This is a genomic window from Idiomarina tyrosinivorans (genome assembly GCF_003987475.1).
GTDB lineage: Bacteria > Pseudomonadota > Gammaproteobacteria > Enterobacterales > Alteromonadaceae > Idiomarina > Idiomarina tyrosinivorans.
The window spans coordinates 79,209-97,762 of sequence record NZ_PIQH01000003.1 but is presented as its reverse complement, the minus strand read 5'-3'; the positions used below and the strand labels follow the sequence as shown (position 1 = coordinate 97,762).

General features: G+C 49.4%; 16 protein-coding genes. 2 read left to right on the top strand and 14 right to left on the bottom strand.

Annotated elements, in window-relative coordinates:
- Positions 1-10 precede the first annotated feature (10 nt).
- The 6 genes from CWI84_RS03835 to CWI84_RS03810 form a co-directional block, all read right to left on the bottom strand.
- Entirely contained in the window at positions 11-793 is a 783-nt protein-coding gene (locus CWI84_RS03835; RefSeq protein WP_126841259.1) for an amidohydrolase family protein, read from the bottom strand.
- 37 nt (positions 794-830) lie between these two features.
- Positions 831-2,669, bottom strand: coding sequence for an RNA polymerase sigma factor RpoD (gene rpoD / locus CWI84_RS03830; protein WP_126841258.1), 1,839 nt, complete (start codon positions 2,667-2,669; stop codon positions 831-833).
- 154 nt (positions 2,670-2,823) lie between these two features.
- Positions 2,824-4,572 carry a DNA primase gene (dnaG, locus tag CWI84_RS03825; RefSeq protein WP_126841257.1) on the bottom strand — a complete coding sequence of 583 codons (1,749 nt, stop codon included), beginning with the start codon at positions 4,570-4,572 and terminating at the stop codon, positions 2,824-2,826.
- Between the two features lie 186 nt (positions 4,573-4,758).
- A complete protein-coding gene (gene rpsU / locus CWI84_RS03820; protein ID WP_006954239.1) occupies positions 4,759-4,974 on the bottom strand; it encodes a 30S ribosomal protein S21 in 216 nt (71 codons plus the stop codon).
- A 124-nt stretch (positions 4,975-5,098) separates the two neighbouring features.
- The gene (locus CWI84_RS03815; protein WP_126841256.1) at positions 5,099-5,704 is read right to left on the bottom strand and encodes a YuxH family protein; all 606 of its coding nucleotides are present in this window, start codon (positions 5,702-5,704) and stop codon (positions 5,099-5,101) included.
- Positions 5,704-6,396, bottom strand: a complete 693-nt coding sequence (locus tag CWI84_RS03810; RefSeq protein ID WP_126841255.1) for a hypothetical protein — start codon at positions 6,394-6,396, stop codon at positions 5,704-5,706. Before CWI84_RS03810 ends, CWI84_RS03815 begins: the two co-directional genes overlap by 1 nt.
- A 281-nt stretch (positions 6,397-6,677) precedes the next feature.
- Here CWI84_RS03810 and CWI84_RS03805 point away from each other — a divergent pair, with 281 nt between their 5' ends.
- Together CWI84_RS03805 and CWI84_RS03800 are read left to right on the top strand one after the other, a co-directional pair.
- On the top strand, positions 6,678-8,231 hold the full coding sequence (locus CWI84_RS03805; protein ID WP_126841254.1) for a serine/threonine protein kinase: 1,554 nt from the start codon (positions 6,678-6,680) through the stop codon (positions 8,229-8,231).
- Entirely contained in the window at positions 8,224-11,388 is a 3,165-nt protein-coding gene (locus tag CWI84_RS03800; RefSeq protein WP_126841253.1) for a serine/threonine-protein kinase, read from the top strand. The genes CWI84_RS03805 and CWI84_RS03800 overlap by 8 nt, the downstream gene beginning before the upstream one ends.
- A 29-nt stretch (positions 11,389-11,417) precedes the next feature.
- Here CWI84_RS03800 and CWI84_RS03795 read toward each other — a convergent pair whose 3' ends face one another.
- The 8 genes from CWI84_RS03795 to CWI84_RS03760 all read right to left on the bottom strand — a co-directional run bounded on the left by CWI84_RS03795 (position 11,418) and on the right by CWI84_RS03760 (position 18,531).
- Positions 11,418-11,756: a hypothetical protein gene (locus CWI84_RS03795; protein WP_126841252.1), complete on the bottom strand. Its 339-nt coding sequence runs from the start codon at positions 11,754-11,756 to the stop codon at positions 11,418-11,420.
- A 12-nt stretch (positions 11,757-11,768) separates the two neighbouring features.
- Positions 11,769-12,887, bottom strand: a complete 1,119-nt coding sequence (gene tgt, locus CWI84_RS03790) for a tRNA guanosine(34) transglycosylase Tgt (RefSeq protein WP_126841251.1) — start codon at positions 12,885-12,887, stop codon at positions 11,769-11,771.
- 20 nt (positions 12,888-12,907) lie between these two features.
- Entirely contained in the window at positions 12,908-13,966 is a 1,059-nt protein-coding gene (gene queA / locus CWI84_RS03785) for a tRNA preQ1(34) S-adenosylmethionine ribosyltransferase-isomerase QueA (protein WP_126841250.1), read from the bottom strand.
- Positions 13,967-14,180: 214 nt separating this feature from the next.
- Positions 14,181-15,164, bottom strand: coding sequence for a hypothetical protein (locus CWI84_RS03780; protein WP_126841249.1), 984 nt, complete (start codon positions 15,162-15,164; stop codon positions 14,181-14,183).
- 4 nt (positions 15,165-15,168) lie between these two features.
- Entirely contained in the window at positions 15,169-15,888 is a 720-nt protein-coding gene (locus tag CWI84_RS03775; protein WP_126841248.1) for a hypothetical protein, read from the bottom strand.
- The gene (locus CWI84_RS03770; protein ID WP_126841247.1) at positions 15,881-16,429 is read right to left on the bottom strand and encodes an RNA polymerase sigma factor; all 549 of its coding nucleotides are present in this window, start codon (positions 16,427-16,429) and stop codon (positions 15,881-15,883) included. The genes CWI84_RS03775 and CWI84_RS03770 overlap by 8 nt, the downstream gene beginning before the upstream one ends.
- A 140-nt stretch (positions 16,430-16,569) precedes the next feature.
- Positions 16,570-17,838 (bottom strand): inorganic phosphate transporter, encoded by a 1,269-nt coding sequence (locus tag CWI84_RS03765; RefSeq protein WP_126841246.1) that lies wholly within the window; start codon positions 17,836-17,838, stop codon positions 16,570-16,572.
- A 12-nt stretch (positions 17,839-17,850) separates the two neighbouring features.
- Positions 17,851-18,531 (bottom strand): TIGR00153 family protein, encoded by a 681-nt coding sequence (locus tag CWI84_RS03760; RefSeq protein WP_126841245.1) that lies wholly within the window; start codon positions 18,529-18,531, stop codon positions 17,851-17,853.
- Positions 18,532-18,554 lie beyond the last annotated feature (23 nt).

The window sequence follows — 18,554 nt, the reverse complement described above, 5'->3', positions numbered from 1 at the left end:
AACCTGCCCGTTAAACAGTGATTTGGTAAAATGCCTTTGCGTTCTCCGAAAACACATTATTCACTGCTTCGCGGTCGCCGTCCAGCGCTTCGACAATGGTATCAATATCGCTAGGTTCAAACGAACGGTTACTGCGGGTGCCTGGCAAGTCGGTACCGAACATCAAACAGCTTGGGTCGATGTCATAAAGTGATTTCACTGCCGCTTTAACGTTCACTTCAGTGCGGCCAAAACCGCTGGCTTTCACTTTTACGCCATTTTCGGCTAAGCGGCGGATCTGCGACAAACCCGACTTCGACATTCCCAAGTGGTCAACACTTAACTTCGGCAATTTAATCAACGTCTCGATCATATCGTCGATCTCACGGCTATCGACATAAATCTCTAAATGCCAACCGGCCAAATCCCAAATCCGTTTACCAAATTCCACAATACCTTTAATGTCGCGGTGAATGCCGCGCTTAAGGTTTACCCGCACGCCGCGGATACGGTGTTTGGCTAATTCGGTAATCTGCTTGTCGCTGACACTTCCCGGTAGCTGGGTCACGCCAACAAAGTTGTCATCCAACTTGTCCAACGCGGCTTTCAAGTAGCGCTGTTCAAAGCCTTGGAAAGAGCCCGATACAATCACCCCACCGTCGATGGGCAGCCCTCTAACCATGCGCTGATAATCGTCGATGGAAAACGGATCGGGAAGCCGACCTTGGTTCTCAATCAGCGGAAACGCATCGTCATAAATATGTAGATGCGAATCGATAATCGTCGATGGCCATTGCTCACGACTTTTTGCCATATTTCCTCCTTTCTCAGCGCGGTGATTGGGGAGTCGATTATTCGTCCAAGAACGATTTCAGTTGTTCTGAACGGCTAGGGTGGCGCAATTTCCGCAGCGCTTTTGCTTCGATCTGACGGATCCGCTCACGCGTGACGTCGAACTGTTTACCTACTTCTTCTAAAGTATGGTCGGTGTTCATGTCTATGCCAAACCGCATTCTTAATACTTTAGCTTCCCGTGCCGTTAATCCACCGAGCACATCACGAACCGCGTTGCGTAGACTTTCCGAGGTAGCCGAATCCACAGGAAGATCCAGCGTGTTGTCTTCTATGAAATCGCCCAAGTGCGAATCTTCATCGTCACCAATCGGGGTTTCCATCGAAATCGGCTCTTTGGCGATTTTCAGCACTTTGCGGATTTTGTCTTCTGGCATCATCATCCGCTCTGCCAATTCTTCAGGCAGTGGCTCACGCCCCATTTCTTGCAGCATTTGCCGCGAGATACGGTTCAATTTGTTGATGGTCTCGATCATATGCACCGGAATACGAATGGTCCGGGCTTGGTCGGCAATCGAACGTGTGATCGCCTGCCGGATCCACCACGTCGCATAGGTCGAGAACTTGTAACCGCGGCGGTATTCAAACTTATCCACGGCTTTCATCAAGCCAATGTTACCTTCTTGGATTAAGTCCAAGAACTGTAAGCCACGGTTGGTATATTTTTTCGCAATCGAGATAACCAAACGTAGGTTGGCCTCAACCATTTCCTTTTTCGCACGGCGAGCTTTGGCTTCGCCAATCGACATGCGACGGTTAATGTCTTTCACCTTGGCAATGGTCAGCCCGGTTTCTTTCTCGACTTCGAGTAATTTATTCACACAGCGTTCGATTTCAGGGCGTGCCGCTTTCAGCGTCTCGGCATAGCTCTCGCCACTTTCCTGCTGTTCATCTAGCCATGCAAGACTGTTCTCGTTGCCAGCAAAAGCACGCATAAACACGCGCTTGGGCATCCCACCCTGCTCTACCGAGGCTTTCATGATCAAACGCTCTTGCACCCGCACACGATGCATCATGTCGCGCATGTCTTTGACCAAACGGTCGAACTGTTTCGGCACCAAGCGGAATTGTTTGAACAGATCGCTTAGCTTGTCGATCTCAACTCGTGCTTTCTTGTGGTCACGACCGTGTTTAGCAATGACTTTACGCGTGGTTTCGTATTGGTCGCGCAACTCACCAAACTTCTGACGAGCGAACTCAGGATCAATACCGCCTTCGTTCTCATCTTCTTCCTCGTCGTCATCGTCGTCGTCTTCGTCTTCTTCTTCGAGCTGCTCGTTAGTCAACTCTGACCCCACGTGGGTGGCACTCACTGGTGCGTCATCCACTTCGTTAGGGTCAATAAAGCCTGAGATAATGTCGGTTAAACGCATTTCTTCGGCTTCGTAAGAATCCCATTGCTCAAGCAAAAAGTTGATGGCTTCTGGGTATTCGGCTACCGAACACTGAACTTGGTTAATGCCTTCTTCAATGCGCTTGGCGATGTCAATTTCGCCTTCACGGGTCAATAGCTCAACAGTACCCATCTCACGCATGTACATGCGCACCGGGTCGGTGGTACGGCCCAGTTCACCTTCTACAGTCGCAAGCGCTTGTGCGGCTTCTTCGGCAGCATCTTCATCGGCCGCACTTTCGCTCATCATCAACTCATCGGCATCCGGGGCGTTTTCAAACACCTGGATACCCATGTCGTTGATCATGCGAATAATGTCTTCGATCTGATCGGAATCAACAATTTCTTGCGGGAGGTGGTCGTTAACCTCAGAAAAGGTCAAGTAACCTTGTTCTTTCCCTTTCGCAATAAGAACTTTTAACTGTGATTGTCGATTCTGCTGCATACAGACTTTCCACCTGTGAATGACTAAATGGGTTTAACGAGCAAGACCGGAAATTGTAGCAGATTGCACGCGTTCTAGCCAGTGATTAACTTACCCTGCTATTTGCTTACATGTGCTTATTACTACGGCGTTTCAGCCAATTTCGATCGCTCGACTAGGTTTTCTTTTGGCGCAAATGCTGTATCAATAATTGATATTCTTTTCGCTCAGCTTTGCTTAATTCCTGTGACTTTTCTTTTTCTAATAGTTCATCGGCACGTTGTTCAACGTATTTATCGATTAAAAACACAATAATGTCGTTAAGTTCCTGTTGTGCCGTTTCTTCGTCCATTGCATGCTGCCAACTTGCCAGCTTTTGCAGATGCTTATAATGCGCCGATTCGCGCCACGTTTCTAATAATTGCGCGGTCGTGAAGGCTTGCTCATGGGTTTGTTGGTGCAAGGTTAAAAACACCTCGATACCAGGCATCCCTAAGCGCTTTAATTCAGCATTTAATGGCAATTGCTGCCCCAGTTGCGGAAATTGCACCAATAGTGCAATCGCTCGCCGCATCGGCGTCATTTGAATCTGTTCCGGCTGATAGCGGCTTTGCTGCGGACGCTGAAAGTGGGTCTGCAACTGCGATTTCTCACGCCGTAGCTTTTCCGCTAAACGCTCCATTAGGGTGTCGCGATAAAAGTCACTAGCGATACGCTCAATCAACGGTTTCGCCCGTTGCAATAACTGCGAGCGGCCAGCATCGCCTTTTACATCAATGCCTTGCTGAAGGTGTTCAAAAAAGTACTCAGTAAATGGCTGCGCTTGCTGCAAGCGCGCCTCAAACCCTTTCGCGCCCTCCGCTTGCACAATCGAATCTGGGTCCTCGCCTTCAGGCAAGAATAAAAAGCGCAAATCCAACCCGTCTTTTAGCAGCGGTAACGCATTTTCTAATGCTCGCCACGCTGCATCGCGCCCAGCACGGTCACCGTCGTAACAGCAGACCACTTGATGCGTGGTGCGGAACAAGCGTTGTAGTTGTTCAGTCGTAGTGGCTGTGCCCAACGACGCCACCGCATAGTTAATGCCGTGTTGCGCCAGTGCCACCACATCCATGTAACCTTCGACAATCACAATGACGTCGGGCTGCCGGTGCGCTTGTCGCACTTGGTAAAACCCGTATAACTCGCTGCCTTTGTGAAACACCCTGGTTTCGGGTGAGTTCAAATACTTAGGGCCGTCACCCTCGAGAATTCGACCGCCAAAACCAATCACTCGGCCGCGTCGGTCGTGAATCGGAAACATTACCCGATCACGGAAAAAGTCGTACACGCGGCCATTATCGCTGCGGTTAAGCAGCTTCAAATCGAGCAGTTGTTGCGTTGTCTGCGGGTTGCGCGCAAAGGTTTGCTTTAATGCATCCCACTCGCTCGGTGCGTAGCCTATTTGAAACTGTTTGACGGTTTCGCCGTTTAGTCCGCGACCTTTTAAGTAATCAATCACTTCGCCTGCACGGGCATGATGCTTTAGCTGATGCTGAAAAAAGCGCGTGGCTTGTTGCATCACTTCGTAATCACTTTCTGCCTGTTGCCGCTTTTGTGCATCTTTCTGCGGATTCTCGGAAGCCTCACGCGGCACTTCTAAACCCAACATAGCAGCCAATTCTTCTACGGCATCGGGAAAACTCAAGCCGTCGTAATTGATCAAAAAATCAATCGCGTTGCCATGCTCTCCGCAACCAAAGCAGTGATAAAACTGCTTATCGGCACTGACAGTAAACGATGGGGTTTTCTCGTTGTGAAACGGGCAGCAGGCCTGATGGTTCTTCCCTGCTTTCTTTAGCGGCACACGGCTATCAACCACCTCAACAATATCGGCGCGATCGAGCAGATCATGGATAAAGCTTTTTGGGATCAATCCAGCCATTAACAGGGTATCCGTTTCCTAGTTCAACAGGGTATGAATATTACACAAACTGCGCTACTGACAAAAAAACCGCGTCAGGCGATCCTGACACGGTTCTTACTGTACTTGTCTGTACACGTCTTTGCGAGAAAGTGAAGTCGCAACTCAGCGTTGCGTTTCGCCTTTAACCGCTATGCGGCTAACTTCTTAGTAAAGGCGAGTACGGCGCGCGTTTTCGCGAGCCAATTTTTTCGCGTGACGTTTGACCGCTGCAGCTTTTTTGCGCTTACGCTCTGCAGTTGGCTTTTCATAGTGCTCACGGCGGCGAACTTCAGATAATACGCCTGCTTTTTCACATGAGCGCTTGAAACGACGCAATGCAACGTCAAACGGCTCGTTTTCTTTCACTTTAACGACTGGCATTAAAAAATCACCTCAGAATGCTATTTTTGCGAATCGGTTAAAAATTAACCGCATTGATTCAAATTGGTGCTGAATTGTACCGACTCTAAAAGCCGCTGTAAAGCCTTTCGGCGATCCTTTCTGATCAACTTGCACGATGAGGCTCATGGGCTACCGATCGGTACTCGGGATCAACAAAATAATTCACCCCAAGGTCTTGGCAATGCTCGCGCTGTAAGCGGTCTAGCGTACCGTAAACCAACACCTCACAACCATGCCGTTTAACCGCAGCAATGTTTTTAGTTAACTCGGTGAGGCTTTGATTAGCGCTTACGCTTAACTCGATAACACCGGCGATTTGGTAAAACGGTTCCCAGTGCGAATAGGGGTCGTGGTCGGTTAACGCTATGCGGTAACCCCGCTCGACTAACTCTTTGCAGGCATCTAACAGCTTGCGATCTGGTGCGCCGTTGTCCACCACGCTCACCCACACTTGCTCTTTCGGTAATAGGTTAGGCACGCCGTTACACACACCATCGCTATTAAATTGAATAATGGCATCCTTGCCAAGCGTTAACCGAGGGAGCTGTTCCGCTAACTCACTGCACAAGCGCTCTCGTGCCTCGGTATCTAATGAGGGAAACGTTGTGCGCAAGCCGTGACAGAACTCAAGTTGGTAACCCACTACATTGTCTCTTGCATCAAAAATGGGGCACCGCAAAAGTTGGTTTAAAAAATCATTAAATTTCATTATAACGCTACTGCTTTATTATGTAGGGTCTCTGATACCCAAATGTCGATTAGCGATTCATAAGGCTTACCGTGGCTGCGCACCACTTTTAAGCCAAATTGTGTCAACTCAGGACTGATCAGCTGGCGATTGCGAATTTCGCACTCCAACACTGCATGATCTCGCTGTTGATTATGTTGCACTGCCAGCTCTACTGTTTTGCCGAGCAACTCCTCTTTCGGTACCGTAATGGGTTCCCGAGTTTGCAATCCCAAGCCCTGCTCCGACAGATCGGTAATCAAGCTCGCAATCGGTTGCGGAAAGTGCTCACTCAGCTCTGTGAATGTGAGTGCTGCTGGTAACTCCACATTAACCCGCGGGTTGGCCCGTAAATGGCGCTTTTCAAATTCTTTTGGAAAATTTAAAAACACCAACTTGCGCGGATAATGGGTCATGCTTAAATACGAGCAACTTGCTGCTATCACATCACCACAGGGTAAAACTGCGCGGATGATGACTGCGGTCGATTCGGTTAAACACGACAACAAAACGCGCCAATCCGCATCGCGGCCAAATTCTAAAATCACATAGTCGTTTAACTTGTGACCAATCATTACCGCCCGCTGTTTTATTTGCTGCGTCGCAACATTAATTTGTAATGTAACGATGCAATTTCCAGGCATTTGGTCAAAGTAATTTGCTACCTGTGTCATGCCGTCCCCCTCAGCAGTCCACACTAAACTTTTGTTATTCTGGAACAGCTAACGCAAGAACAGTGCCAATAAGTCGAAGAAACGCTATAGCCCTCTATATGTATGAGATGGCGTACAAATTTCCGCAATGTTGGTACACAAAATTTGTGCATTTACCCCTATGCATGACGTTAATCTACGTCAAGTATCGATATTGTTCCGGCTAAACCCTTACAAAATTGGTGGTTACTGGGGCAAGAAGATACTATGGTTTGCGTAGAAATCGTGGTTTGAGAGGGGCAATGTCGACGTTGTCGTTTCCTGCTTCGCTGCCCGAGCGTTACCAATGCTTGGCACTAGTGGGTCAGGGTAGTTTTGGAAGTGTTTACAAAGCGTGGGATCAACAACTCTCGCGTTACGTAGCGATAAAATTTATCCATCAACCGAGCCGGTTTAACCGCGACCTATTGGTTCGGGAAGCCCGTGTTCTCGCACAACTCGAACATCCTGCCGTTTGCCATATCTATGAAGTTGCCGACGTGGTCGATAGCCACAAGCACAGCCATCTATATATGGTGATGCAATATGCTACCGGGCCGTCACTTGCTACCCTAACGTCAATTGGTGGTAACGACGTTCAGTTCACACTGCAATGGTTTAAAGTATTGGCCGAGGGTGTTAACCGGCTGCACCAGTCCGGTATTGTGCATCGCGACATTACCCCGCAAAACATTATCTTGCAGCAACCCGAAGGTGGCGCTGAAAAGGACGCTCAACCGAAACCGGTATTGGTCGACTTTGGTATCGCCCAAAGCAGCTTTTCTAGCTTGGGTGAGGTCGGGAAAAGTGGCACCGAATGCTATATGGCGCCAGAAATTGTTACTGGCGAACTCGCGGAAAACGCTGAATTTACCGCTGATACCGATGTTTATTCACTATTCGCGGTACTTTATTTTGCACTTTCGGGGTACAGCCCTAGCGCCAGCCACCCTATTGCCTTGCAATCCTTGAATCCGAGTTTGCCGAGCGACCTGTGCCAGTGGATCATGCACGGACTTACTGCAGAGAAATCGCACCGCTTAGCCAACGCGGGATTATTTGCTGAAGAGCTTGAGCGTTGGCTGGAAAACCGCCCTTTACAGCAAGTATTGCGTCGGCAGAGCTGGTTCGACCGCGGTTTCTATCGTTTTCGCTTAGCAGTGCGCCGGCACCCCATTACGGGGGTGAGTTTACTCAGCGTATTTATTAGCCTTATTGCTATTGGAGCTATTGTGGTAAACCAACCACTATCACTGGCCGCCAGCAGCAACACCCGAACCAATCAAGCGCAAGCACTCAACGCGGAGCGCGCGGCGAATACCATTTCTGCAGTACAAGCGGTTACTATTGCTAATGCATTCGCCAGCCAAGCCGATGTTTTAGGGCATGGAGGCAATAATTTTGCCGCTTGGGATGCGTCACAACGAGCGCTGACCTTTTTCCGTAAAGCGATAGCGATAGACCCCCACAATATTGATGCCTATTTGGCTTATGCGACCTATGTCACCACCGAGCCACGTTGGCATTTACCGGTAGAACGAGAAACCCAAATTATGAAGGCCATTGCCACCGTGGAATTGGCTATGGAAGACGGCATGAGTGATTGGCGATTATATTGGCACGGAGCACATTTGTACCAAGTATTAACCCATTATTCGCAATCACAGAAAAGTCAAAAACAGTGGTTACAACAAGCATTAATCTATGCAAAAACTGCCGCGCAACTGAATCCAGATAATAGCGATGTGAAGGATATCTTGCAGGCCATCAAGCAACAACTAGAACAACTCACTACCGCGGAGCCTGCCAATGAATAACGACGAAACGTTAATTGATCCGTCAGGCGCAGAGAATAACTCCAACACCAGCGCCAGCTTTCCCTACCCAATTAATCGCCGCTACCAATGTCAGCGTTTGCTTGGGAAAGGCGGTAATGGTGCGGTATATCAGGCATACGACACGCAGTTGCAACGTGACGTCGCGATCAAGTTTGTCAATGCAGCGACTCGGGTTGCCCGCGAACGCTTTATTAACGAAGCTCGGCTTTTGGCCCATGTAGAGCACGACCGTATCGTCAAGGTGTTCGAGGTCGCGGAAGAAGGCGACGCCTTGTATATGGTGATGCAATATATTGGTGGCGATACCCTCTATGCATACCGCGAGCAAATGAGCGTGAAACAGAAAGTCGACGCCATTGCGCAGATCGCCAGTGGTCTCGGGGAGGTGCACCAACGCGGCGTGGTACACCGAGATATCAAACCGGGAAATATCTTGTTAACCACCCCTCCGGCACCCAAACAACCGGTGTCTGCAACGCTGGTCGATTTTGGCATTGCCGCGCACACTGAGCGTTCAAGCTTGGGTATTCAACCTGGCCAGGGCAGCCTGTTCTATATGGCACCAGAGCAAGCGGCACCTGAGGCTGCCGAAGGCATTGCCGATGCTTGGCAGTTTATTGGCCCCAGCGCCGATGTCTACAGTCTAGGTGCAACGCTATATTTTATGCTGAGTGGTGAGCCGGCAATTGCCGTAGCAGCGACCACCGAAATAGTTAACAAAATCCAGCACAGCGATATTCTGCCGTTACAACGTCAGTGCCCAGAATTACCCAGCGATTTATGCGATATTGTCATGCACTGTTTGCAACGCGAGCCGAATGCGCGCTATGCCAACGCCGCCGCGTTAGCGGATGATCTGCAACGCTGGTTACAATGCCTACCAACGTCGTTAAATCGCGGGGCGGGTGAACGCTTGAGGTTATGGTACAAGCGCGCGCCATGGACCAGTGGCGTTATTACCAGCTTATTTGCGGCAGCCATTATGGCGAGTGTGGGATTTGCCGTTTACCAGTCGCGCTTGAGTGAACGGGAAGCGGCGTTGCAGCAATTTGTCGAGCAGGTAAAAGACGTCGAATCGCGGGTGCGCTTTATTCAAATGTCGCCAATTAGTGATATCAGCGACGATTACCAACAATTGCAGCAAACCGCCACCGAGCTGGTTAGCACCGCTGATAATAAATCGGCCTTCTTCGCTGGACCGGCCTACTATGCCGCGGGTAAAACCGCATTGGCGTTGAACCAACCAGAGCGGGCATTACAATTGCTTAATAAAGGCTGGCAGTCGGGTTATCAGGACGCCCGCATGGCATTGGCATTGGCTCGCACGCACACTGAGCTTTACCGGTCCGGACAACGCGAGGCTGCCAGTATCGTGCGCCCAGAAGATCGCCAAGCGTTTATTGCTGAGTTGCAGCAACAGCACCAGCAACCCGCGCTGCGTTATTTGCAACGCAGCCTAGCCAGTGAACAGCAAAGCGAACTGCCAAAAGACTACTTAACCGGGTTAGCCCAATACCTCGCCGGCAACCTCGACAAAGCCGATGAAACGCTGGCTAGCGGCCAATTTGCCAGTTGGTTTTATGAACCCTTGGCACTACGCACCACCATTGCATTAGAACGTATTATGGCGGCACGCGCAGAGAGCGATTGGCAACAGATGCAGGCGCGTTACCAAGCCATTGCGCCGGTATTCGATCGGCTGCACAAAATTGCTCCCAGTTACTTCGACAGCTATAGCGTTGAAGGCGCCATTGTGCTGCAAATGGGTCTGCAAGCGAAGCAAAGTGAGGCTGCTGGCGAGCAGTGGGTTGAGAAAATGCAAAACCTCGCCAACACTATGCTCGCGCTTGCGCCTGAACACCCCTACAGCGCTTACTACAAAGGTCTAGCGGTGAGTTTAAGCAATGACCAAAATGAACTCACCTACGGCAACACTATTGACGACTTTAGCCGCGCCATACGGTGGTACGAGAAAGCCCTGAGCTTGTCCAAGCAAAAGGTCGGACAGCAAGGCATGGGAACAGAAATACGACTGCAGTTATTAAAAGATCTTGGTCTGCTTGCGTCCAAACTTGGCATGATTGGTAAAAGTTCACTGTCAGCACTAAAACGCATGCAGAGTGTCGCTGCCGACATTCCAGCAGCGCGAAAGAATTACTTTTTCTACTACACCCTTGCCAATCAATATCAGCAGTTGCTGGATTTCCAATACAGCCGAGGGTTAAACACCTCTGAAATAGCAAAGACCTTCAAATTAGCCGACGCCAATTATCGCCGCGCTGTTGACTTAGCCCCCGGCCGCTTCGGTTTAGAAGTGAACTATGCAAAGTTCTTACTCGAAGCAGGCTTTGAACAAGGTTATCCAGAAAACACTGCGACGCTTGAGGCTGCTTACCAACATATTTTACGAGCAAACAAACTCAACCCAGACAACTGGGTGGTTAACGCTTATCTGATAAAAATTGTCAGACATATCATTACAAACTCGCCAAGCTCTGAAACGCTGGAGCCTAGCCGCTATGACCTTAACGGCGCGTTTGATATTGTTGCGCCCTATATGGCGAAATCGACTTTCGTGACAAACGAACTGCTATTTATAACCTCGTTTTGTGCGCACAATGATGCGCGCTGCCCGCTCAGCGCGAGCAACCGTCATAAAATTTCAGAATTTGAGGCTCAACCAAACACCTTTTCGCCACTAATCAATACGATAAAACTCGGCGCAGAGCTTGCTGAAGTGCTTAACACTGAGCAACAGCATGACATGTTAGCCGCATTTATTGGTAGCGCACATGAAGCGCACGACTCTGCGGTAACGCCTCTCAGTACCGATACGTGGCTTTATGCTGAAGCCATTAAGCGCTATCTATCATCAGATAAAGCCGGCATTCAACAATGGTTTGAGCTGTTAAAACAAAGAAAGGTAGATGCGCTTAGCGAAGCCAATCAAGTTTACGCCATCGATCTGCTCGCCGACGCGTTCCACAGAATCGACTGGGAACAAAAGCCGATACGTTTGGCGCCCAGTAAAGCAGCAATTTCGCGCTTTCAAGCTAATGCGGTGCGCTACCGCATTCAGCACTGGTCACAAATTATGTTAATCAATAAATTAGTCGACCTGTCAGCAACGCATTGATGGCAGGTCGAAGCTGAGACGGTGATGAGCTATGGGGTAACGTCTATGTCACCGCTTACTTTACCACCACCTAAATCACCATCACCTTCGCCTCCTTGTTCCATAACGCTGAATTGGTAGGTGACTGCGACCGTTTCACCACGTTTGGCGAATTCAGCAACAGGGACTACGACCTTTTGGCCATTACCAACCGGCGTAATTTTTTTATTCACATTGTGGTCAGAATCAAAGCCATTTATATGCACTTCGACATCGGCGTTTGCGGTGTTCAGGAATACCACCTTACCACCGTATACCACACTGGCCTGCTCCGGTTGTAACGTCGGCCCCTCAGCAATGGTAAATTCTATCGTTTCTTGCGCTGACATTTGTTGTCCTTATTATTGCGCGAGTTCAGGCACCGGCAAGTCGCGTTTGGCATAGAACTCTGCGACAAACTCGTCAAACCGTTCTTGCTCTAGTGCTTCTCGCATATCCTGCATGACTTTTTGGTAAAAGCGCAAGTTATGAATCGTATTTAACCGCCCACCCAACATTTCGTTGGTCTTGTCCAAATGGTGCAAATAGGCGCGCGAATAATTTTTACACGTGTAGCAATCGCACTCAGGATCCAATGGACCCGTATCGTTACGATGCACGGCATTGCGAATTTTCACCACTCCAGTACTAATAAACAGGTGGCCATTGCGTGCGTTGCGGGTTGGCATAACGCAGTCGAACATATCGACGCCACGGCGGACGGCTTCAACGAGATCTTCTGGTTTTCCGACCCCCATTAAATAACGGGGTTTATCGGCTGGCATTTTCTCTGGGGTATGGTCGAGGATGCGCATCATTTCTGGCTTCGGTTCCCCTACCGATAAACCGCCAATGGCATAGCCATCAAAGCCTATTTGCTCGAGCCCAGCCAGCGACTGTTCACGCAAATGCTCGTACATTCCACCTTGGATAATGCCGAACAGTGCCGCCGGGTTATCACCGTGGCCATCTTTAGAGCGCTGAGCCCAACGTAGAGATAACTCCATCGAGTCCTTGGCTTGTTGCTCGGTCGCCGGGTAAGGCGTGCACTCATCAAAGATCATGACAATGTCAGAACCCAACTCACGCTGTACCTGCATGGATTTTTCTGGTGTTAACAAGATCTTTTCACCATTAATCGGCGAGCGGAAGGTTACGCCTTCTTCGGTGATTTTGCGCAGTTCACCGAGACTGAATACTTGGAAACCGCCAGAGTCTGTTAAAATCGGTTTGTGCCAATTCATGAAGTCGTGCAAGTCACCATGTTGCTGAATAACACCAGTACCCGGCCGCAGCATTAAGTGAAAGGTATTTCCCAGACAGATATGCGCGCCAGTGTCGGCAACCTCTTCCGGCGTCATGCCTTTTACCGTGCCAACCGTACCCACCGGCATAAAAGCCGGGGTTTCCACCACGCCGCGCTCAAATATAAGACGCCCACGGCGCGCTTTGCCTTGAGTTTTATCTAATTCAAATTTCATCGCCAACCATCACTCCTTGCTTAGCGTGTCAGTAGCATCGCGTCGCCGTAGCTAAAAAAGCGGTAACGCTGAGCTATTGCTTGCTGGTACGCATTCATAATCAATGGCTTTCCTGAGAACGCCGACACCAACATAATGAGGGTCGACTCGGGCAAGTGGAAGTTGGTCACCAACGCATCCACTACTTTGAACTCATAGCCTGGATAAATAAAAATATCGGTATCGGCAAAAAACGGCGCTATCACTTCGTTTTGTTGCTGTGCCGCCTGTGCTGCTGATTCTAACGAGCGCACTGATGTCGTTCCTACAGCTACTACTCGACCACCGTTGGCGCGGGTGCGCAATACTGCCTCTACGGTTTGTTCTGGTACTTGCGCGTATTCGCTATGCATGTGGTGGTCTTTGATATTTTCTACTCTTACTGGCTGAAACGTCCCAGCACCAACGTGCAACGTCACATAGGCAAACTCGACCCCTTTATCCTGTAGCCGTTGCAAAATATCTTGGTCGAAATGAAGCCCCGCTGTTGGTGCGGCAACCGCGCCTGGCTTGCTGGCATAAACCGTTTGATAGCGCTCTTTATCGCTATCTTCGTCAGGACGGTCGATATAGGGCGGTAAAGGCATGTGCCCGTATCGCTCTAGCAACTCAAGTACTGGTTCATCGTGTAAAAAACGCAGTTCAAACAGGGCATCATGGCGCTCTACCATTTCTACCTTAACCGCACCTTCTAGCAGTAGCTGCTGACCCGGCTTTGGTGAGCGGTTACTACCAATATGCGCCAGTACACGATGTTCATCGAGAATGCGTTCTACCAGAACTTCAACTTTTCCGCCGCTGGTCTTTTCACCGAGTAGCCGCGCAGGAATCACTCGGGTATCGTTAAACACCAGCAAGTCACCGGCTTGCAGATGATCAACAATGTCGGTGAACTGGCCGTGATGTATTTGTTGCTGTTGCGCATCCACATGCAGCAAGCGGCTAGCACTGCGCTGCGCCTGCGGGTGGCGCGCAATCAATTCATCAGGAAGGTCAAACGAAAAATCTTTGACGGTTAAACCGCTGTCGTTATCGCTCATGGCCTTTCTACACCCTTTCACCGTTTCAGTTATGTTGCCGACAACGCATACCATGCGCCGTTTTCAAAAGTGTGCAAATAGTACTGGAAAATGGCCAAAATTACGAAGATCACAGGCAAAAAAAACGCGCCTAGAGGGTAGGCGCGTGAAAGTTTGAGAACAACAAATTACAACCTTTCTCTCAATGAACGTTTCAGGGGAAACTCATTACTGGTTAAAAATAATACGCATCAGCCCCACTGATCAGTTCACTCGAATCTGAATTTCCTTTACAAGAACTTATTTTTTTCTTGTTAAACACATAGATACGATCTGCATTCGGTTGTGTTTGTGAGCCAAAATTCTCCAAAATCACCGTCACATTCTCATCGTCCGGCAAATTTCTTAGGGTCACACCGTAATCGCACAATACTGTGCCCAGTGTTTGCTCGAACTGTTGCAATGACGCATCACGTTGCTGTTGGCGTTGTTGCTTCAGCTGTTCCGCTTGGCGTTTCTGCTCGGCTACCAACGTGTCGATTTGCTGCTTGTAGTTACGCTCCCGTTTACGTAATTCAGCTAATTGCTCCTGCAGTTGCTTCTGCTCTTTCGCTAACGCATCTTTTTCATCGCTTGGCGCGTTGCGTTGTTGGAATTCCAAATCGCGCAACTCACGTTCGGTGTCACGGATATCCCAAGCAATGTCGCGTTGCTCATCCGCTAAGTCGCGGATTTCATCCGACTGCTCGTGCCAATCAAAATCCATGTCTTCGCCATTAAACTCAATCCGCACGTTTTGCAGGGCTTGTTGAGCTTCTGCCATACCGCGCTCTACCGCCGCTTGTACGTCTACACCATTAACGGTAGGCATGGGCGGAATCTGAGGCACAACAGTCATAGGTCCATCTGGCGATTGAAAGTAAAACACATTGCGGCTGCGAGTACGGAATACTACGCCTTGGTCACGCAAGTACGTGTATGTCAGGGGCGAAAAGCGGATTTTCGCGTCGCCGTGTTTCAGCGAGGTATTAAAAATACTGGTCATAATGTCCAATTGCTGACGCAACTGTGCATAAGGGCCATCGGCTTGGGCAGCCGGTTGCGGTGCCGCAGTCGGCGCCGGAGTAGCCGGAGCCTCTGTTGTTGCACAAGCAGCGGTGGTCAAAACACTGGCTAAGCCAAGCGCGATAAATGCTGAGGCAATGCGAGTCGTGTTCATGGTATTACTCCTTCGGGGTTAACTTTGAAACGGGCGCCTGCGAGCGATAGCTAGTCTGGTCCGCCACGTCTTCTTGAAACTGTTTAATGAGGTTGGCGTAAAACACTTGGTCGTCTTCACGCTGCTCGTTTACATATTGAATAAAGTCACTGAAATCTTCTCGCCGTTCTTGGCGGCTGGTTGCTAACACGTAACTCGCCAACTGGGTGGTCGAAGCTTTCAGGCTGTCAGTAAAGTCTTGCTTTAAGTTGCTGGCGTATTGCTGCAGCTTGGCATCCTGGCTGTCCTCAAATTTCGCTAAGCGTGCAGCGACCGCCTGGTCTATCTGCTGCTGTATAGCCTGAGGCCTAAGCTCATTACCGCCACCACCGAAGGCTACCTGCCAACCTTCTGCGGTATTGCTGACCTGCACGTTCAATAACACCAATGCCAGTGCTAATACCGAAAAAGCCATAGAGCCCGCCGGTAACCATAAGCTGAACCACTTGCTAAGCAGCGGCTCAGTGCGCTGCACATAATGCTGTTGGAAAGTCGCTTCACGATTCCAAGCCGGCACTTCGGTCTCTGCATAAGCGTCCGCGTGTTGTTGTAGCGCGCTCATGTTTTCCATCATTTCTGCCAGTTCCGGCTCATGTTGCAGCAATTGTTGGTGTAGATGGCGCGCTTGCGCATCATCCAACCGGCCCTCAAGCCAATCATCAAATTGTTGCTGTAAATCACGCATGGCTTACCTCCACATGCTGCTGTAACTTCGCCACCGCGGTATAAAGCCGCGATTTCACCGTATTCGTTGATATGCCGAGCTGGTCGGCGATTTCGCCTAGGGTTAAGTGCTGATAAAACTTCAACTCAACCACCGTACGTTGTTCTAAAGGCAATAACTGCATCGCTTGAGTTAACTGCTGCCCCTGTTGCTGCCGATGTGTACTCATTTCCGGATCGTGCCATTCGTCCTCAGACGCGGCCTCGGTTTGTTCATCGACGTTGCTGAAATCTTTCTTGCGCCGATAAAACTCCACACAACGGTGGTGAGCAATGGTCAACAACCAGGTTTTAAAACTGGCATCTTGGCGCCAAGAGGCAAGGTTACGAAATACCGAAATAAAGGTATCTTGTAATAGGTCCAATGCGTCCTCGCGGTTCGACACCATTCGAAAGGCATAGTGGTACACCAGCTTTTCGTAGCGCTTTACCAGTTTCAGCCAAGCATTCTTATTTCCGCTTAAGGCCTTCTGGACTAAATGTTCATCAGTCGCGGCTAACACAAGTCATCATCTCCATGGATTTGTGTACAGAGTCGATGATGGGCAGAAAAAAGTTTGAAAGAAAGTAAATTTTTTTGGTGGGCTTTGTTCAGGCACAAAAAAGCCCGCGGTTAAGCGGGCTTCTTCACAGCAGCTTTGGCTTAGGCGCCGAAGGCTGCTTTGATGATGTAGAAGAAAATAATCGACATGATCGCACCTGCTGGCAGGGTCACGACCCATGAAACAACGATATTTCGCACCACACCTAGGTTTAACGCAGCAATACCACGTGCCATGCCTACCCCCAACACCGCACCGACGAGGGTTTGCGTGGTTGAAATTGGCAGACCTGTGCCAGAGGCTAGTACGACCGTTGCAGCCGCCGCTAGCTCAGCAGCAAAACCACGGCTTGGGGTTAAGTGAGTGATACCTTTACCGATAGTGGCGATTACACGCTTACCGAAAATCGCTAAGCCCGCAACAATACCCACACCGCCTAATGGCAATATCCACCAAGCTAGCTGTGCTTTGCTACCAATCTCACCACCGCTGCTAACAACGCTAACAATCGCGGCTACCGGACCAATGGCGTTTGCCACGTCGTTTGAACCGTGGGCAAAAGCCATACAGCAAGCCGTCACAACCATGAGTACCGCAAACACCTTTTCGACGTTGGCGTAATGCATCTGGCGGTTAGCTTCTTCATTGAATTTGAGACGAGATATCGCAAACTTACCAATAAAGAACACCACTATAGCAATGCCAACAGCCAACAAAATGCCGTCGTTGGTTGCTAGGTTTAAACCCACGTGTTTCAAGCCTTTTTGAATGGTAACCAATGACAATACAAAGCCCGCCAATGCCATATAGAATGGCACATAACGCTTGGCCTTTTTCAACGGGTCAGCTTGGTCAAAAATCAACTTTTGCGCGCTCATAAAAATCAGGTAGGCAAAAAAGCCTGAGATCGCCGGGGTGACAATCCAACTGCCGACTATACCAATCACTTTACTCCAAGCAACGGATTCTACACTTACACCGACCGCAGCGAACCCCACAATAGCACCGACAATGGAGTGCGTGGTTGAAACCGGCCAGCCTAAATAAGATGCGATTAGCAGCCAAAAGCCCGCCGCTAGCAGTGAGGCAATCATACCGAACACCAGTAAATCTGGAGAATCGATAAAGTACGCCGAATCGATAATGCCTTTACGGATAGTTGCGGTGACTTCACCGCCCGCCAAATAGGCTCCAGCGAACTCGAAAATTGCTGCTATGATAATTGCTTGCTTAATAGTCAACGCCTTTGAGCCGACGGAGGTTCCCATCGCGTTTGCAACGTCGTTAGCACCAATACCCCAAGCCATAAAGAAGCCAAAAATGGCCGCCATGGCAATCAGAATCATGCCATAAGTAGAAATGATATCCATCGTCGCCTCCGGTTATACGCGTGCTAGCATTAGTTCAAAGCGCGAACCAACACGCTCAGAGAGGTCGGCAAGGTCACCCACCCAATCCAGAATGCGGTATAAGAACATCGCATCCAACGCGCTCATTTCACTTTCAATTTTACGGAAGTCGCGGCGCAACTGAATTTGCAGTTGGTCGGTATCTTCTTCAATTTGGTCTAATTCAGCAATCATGCCGTTCACCAAATCACGCTCGCGACCTTTAAAGCCAGTTTCTAATAAATCGTCAAATTCAGAAATGGTGTCACGCGCTTTACTTGCAGCGTCCAAACAACGGTTTAGGTAGGCATCAAACGATTCGACTAAAGCGGCTGGAATAACAAGCTCACGACCGGTGATCAAACCTGAAATGTCTTTGGCCTTATTTGCTATGCGATCTTGTTGCGATACCAACTCCAATAAGTCGGTACGCTCAACAGGCATGAACAAACCGCCGGGCAGGTTAAGGCGAATTTCACGCTTCAATTCGTCAGCTTGTTTTTCTTTCGTCACTATAGTTTTGCGCGCAATTTCTGCGGCTGCCCAATCGGCTTTATAAACCGCTGCAAAAAAATCTTTCAGCCCCATGGCACAGTCATGAACCAGTTCAATATGATTGATCATGGGTTTAATAGGAGATTTTGCAAATACCCCTAAGAATGAGTTAGCTGACATAAGCATAACCTTATGGTTTCTGG

Excerpts from the sequence above, each read along its gene's own strand:
- CWI84_RS03835 (WP_126841259.1), bottom strand. The coding sequence starts at position 793 with ATGGCAAAAAGTCGTGAGCAATGGCCATCGACGATTATCGATTCGCAT.
- rpoD (WP_126841258.1), bottom strand. The coding sequence starts at position 2,669 with ATGCAGCAGAATCGACAATCACAGTTAAAAGTTCTTATTGCGAAAGGG.
- dnaG (WP_126841257.1), bottom strand. The coding sequence starts at position 4,572 with ATGGCTGGATTGATCCCAAAAAGCTTTATCCATGATCTGCTCGATCGC.
- rpsU (WP_006954239.1), bottom strand. The coding sequence starts at position 4,974 with ATGCCAGTCGTTAAAGTGAAAGAAAACGAGCCGTTTGACGTTGCATTG.
- CWI84_RS03815 (WP_126841256.1), bottom strand. The coding sequence starts at position 5,704 with ATGAAATTTAATGATTTTTTAAACCAACTTTTGCGGTGCCCCATTTTT.
- CWI84_RS03810 (WP_126841255.1), bottom strand. The coding sequence starts at position 6,396 with ATGACACAGGTAGCAAATTACTTTGACCAAATGCCTGGAAATTGCATC.
- CWI84_RS03805 (WP_126841254.1), top strand. The coding sequence starts at position 6,678 with ATGTCGACGTTGTCGTTTCCTGCTTCGCTGCCCGAGCGTTACCAATGC.
- CWI84_RS03800 (WP_126841253.1), top strand. The coding sequence starts at position 8,224 with ATGAATAACGACGAAACGTTAATTGATCCGTCAGGCGCAGAGAATAAC.
- CWI84_RS03795 (WP_126841252.1), bottom strand. The coding sequence starts at position 11,756 with ATGTCAGCGCAAGAAACGATAGAATTTACCATTGCTGAGGGGCCGACG.
- tgt (WP_126841251.1), bottom strand. The coding sequence starts at position 12,887 with ATGAAATTTGAATTAGATAAAACTCAAGGCAAAGCGCGCCGTGGGCGT.
- queA (WP_126841250.1), bottom strand. The coding sequence starts at position 13,966 with ATGAGCGATAACGACAGCGGTTTAACCGTCAAAGATTTTTCGTTTGAC.
- CWI84_RS03780 (WP_126841249.1), bottom strand. The coding sequence starts at position 15,164 with ATGAACACGACTCGCATTGCCTCAGCATTTATCGCGCTTGGCTTAGCC.
- CWI84_RS03775 (WP_126841248.1), bottom strand. The coding sequence starts at position 15,888 with ATGCGTGATTTACAGCAACAATTTGATGATTGGCTTGAGGGCCGGTTG.
- CWI84_RS03765 (WP_126841246.1), bottom strand. The coding sequence starts at position 17,838 with ATGGATATCATTTCTACTTATGGCATGATTCTGATTGCCATGGCGGCC.
- CWI84_RS03760 (WP_126841245.1), bottom strand. The coding sequence starts at position 18,531 with ATGTCAGCTAACTCATTCTTAGGGGTATTTGCAAAATCTCCTATTAAA.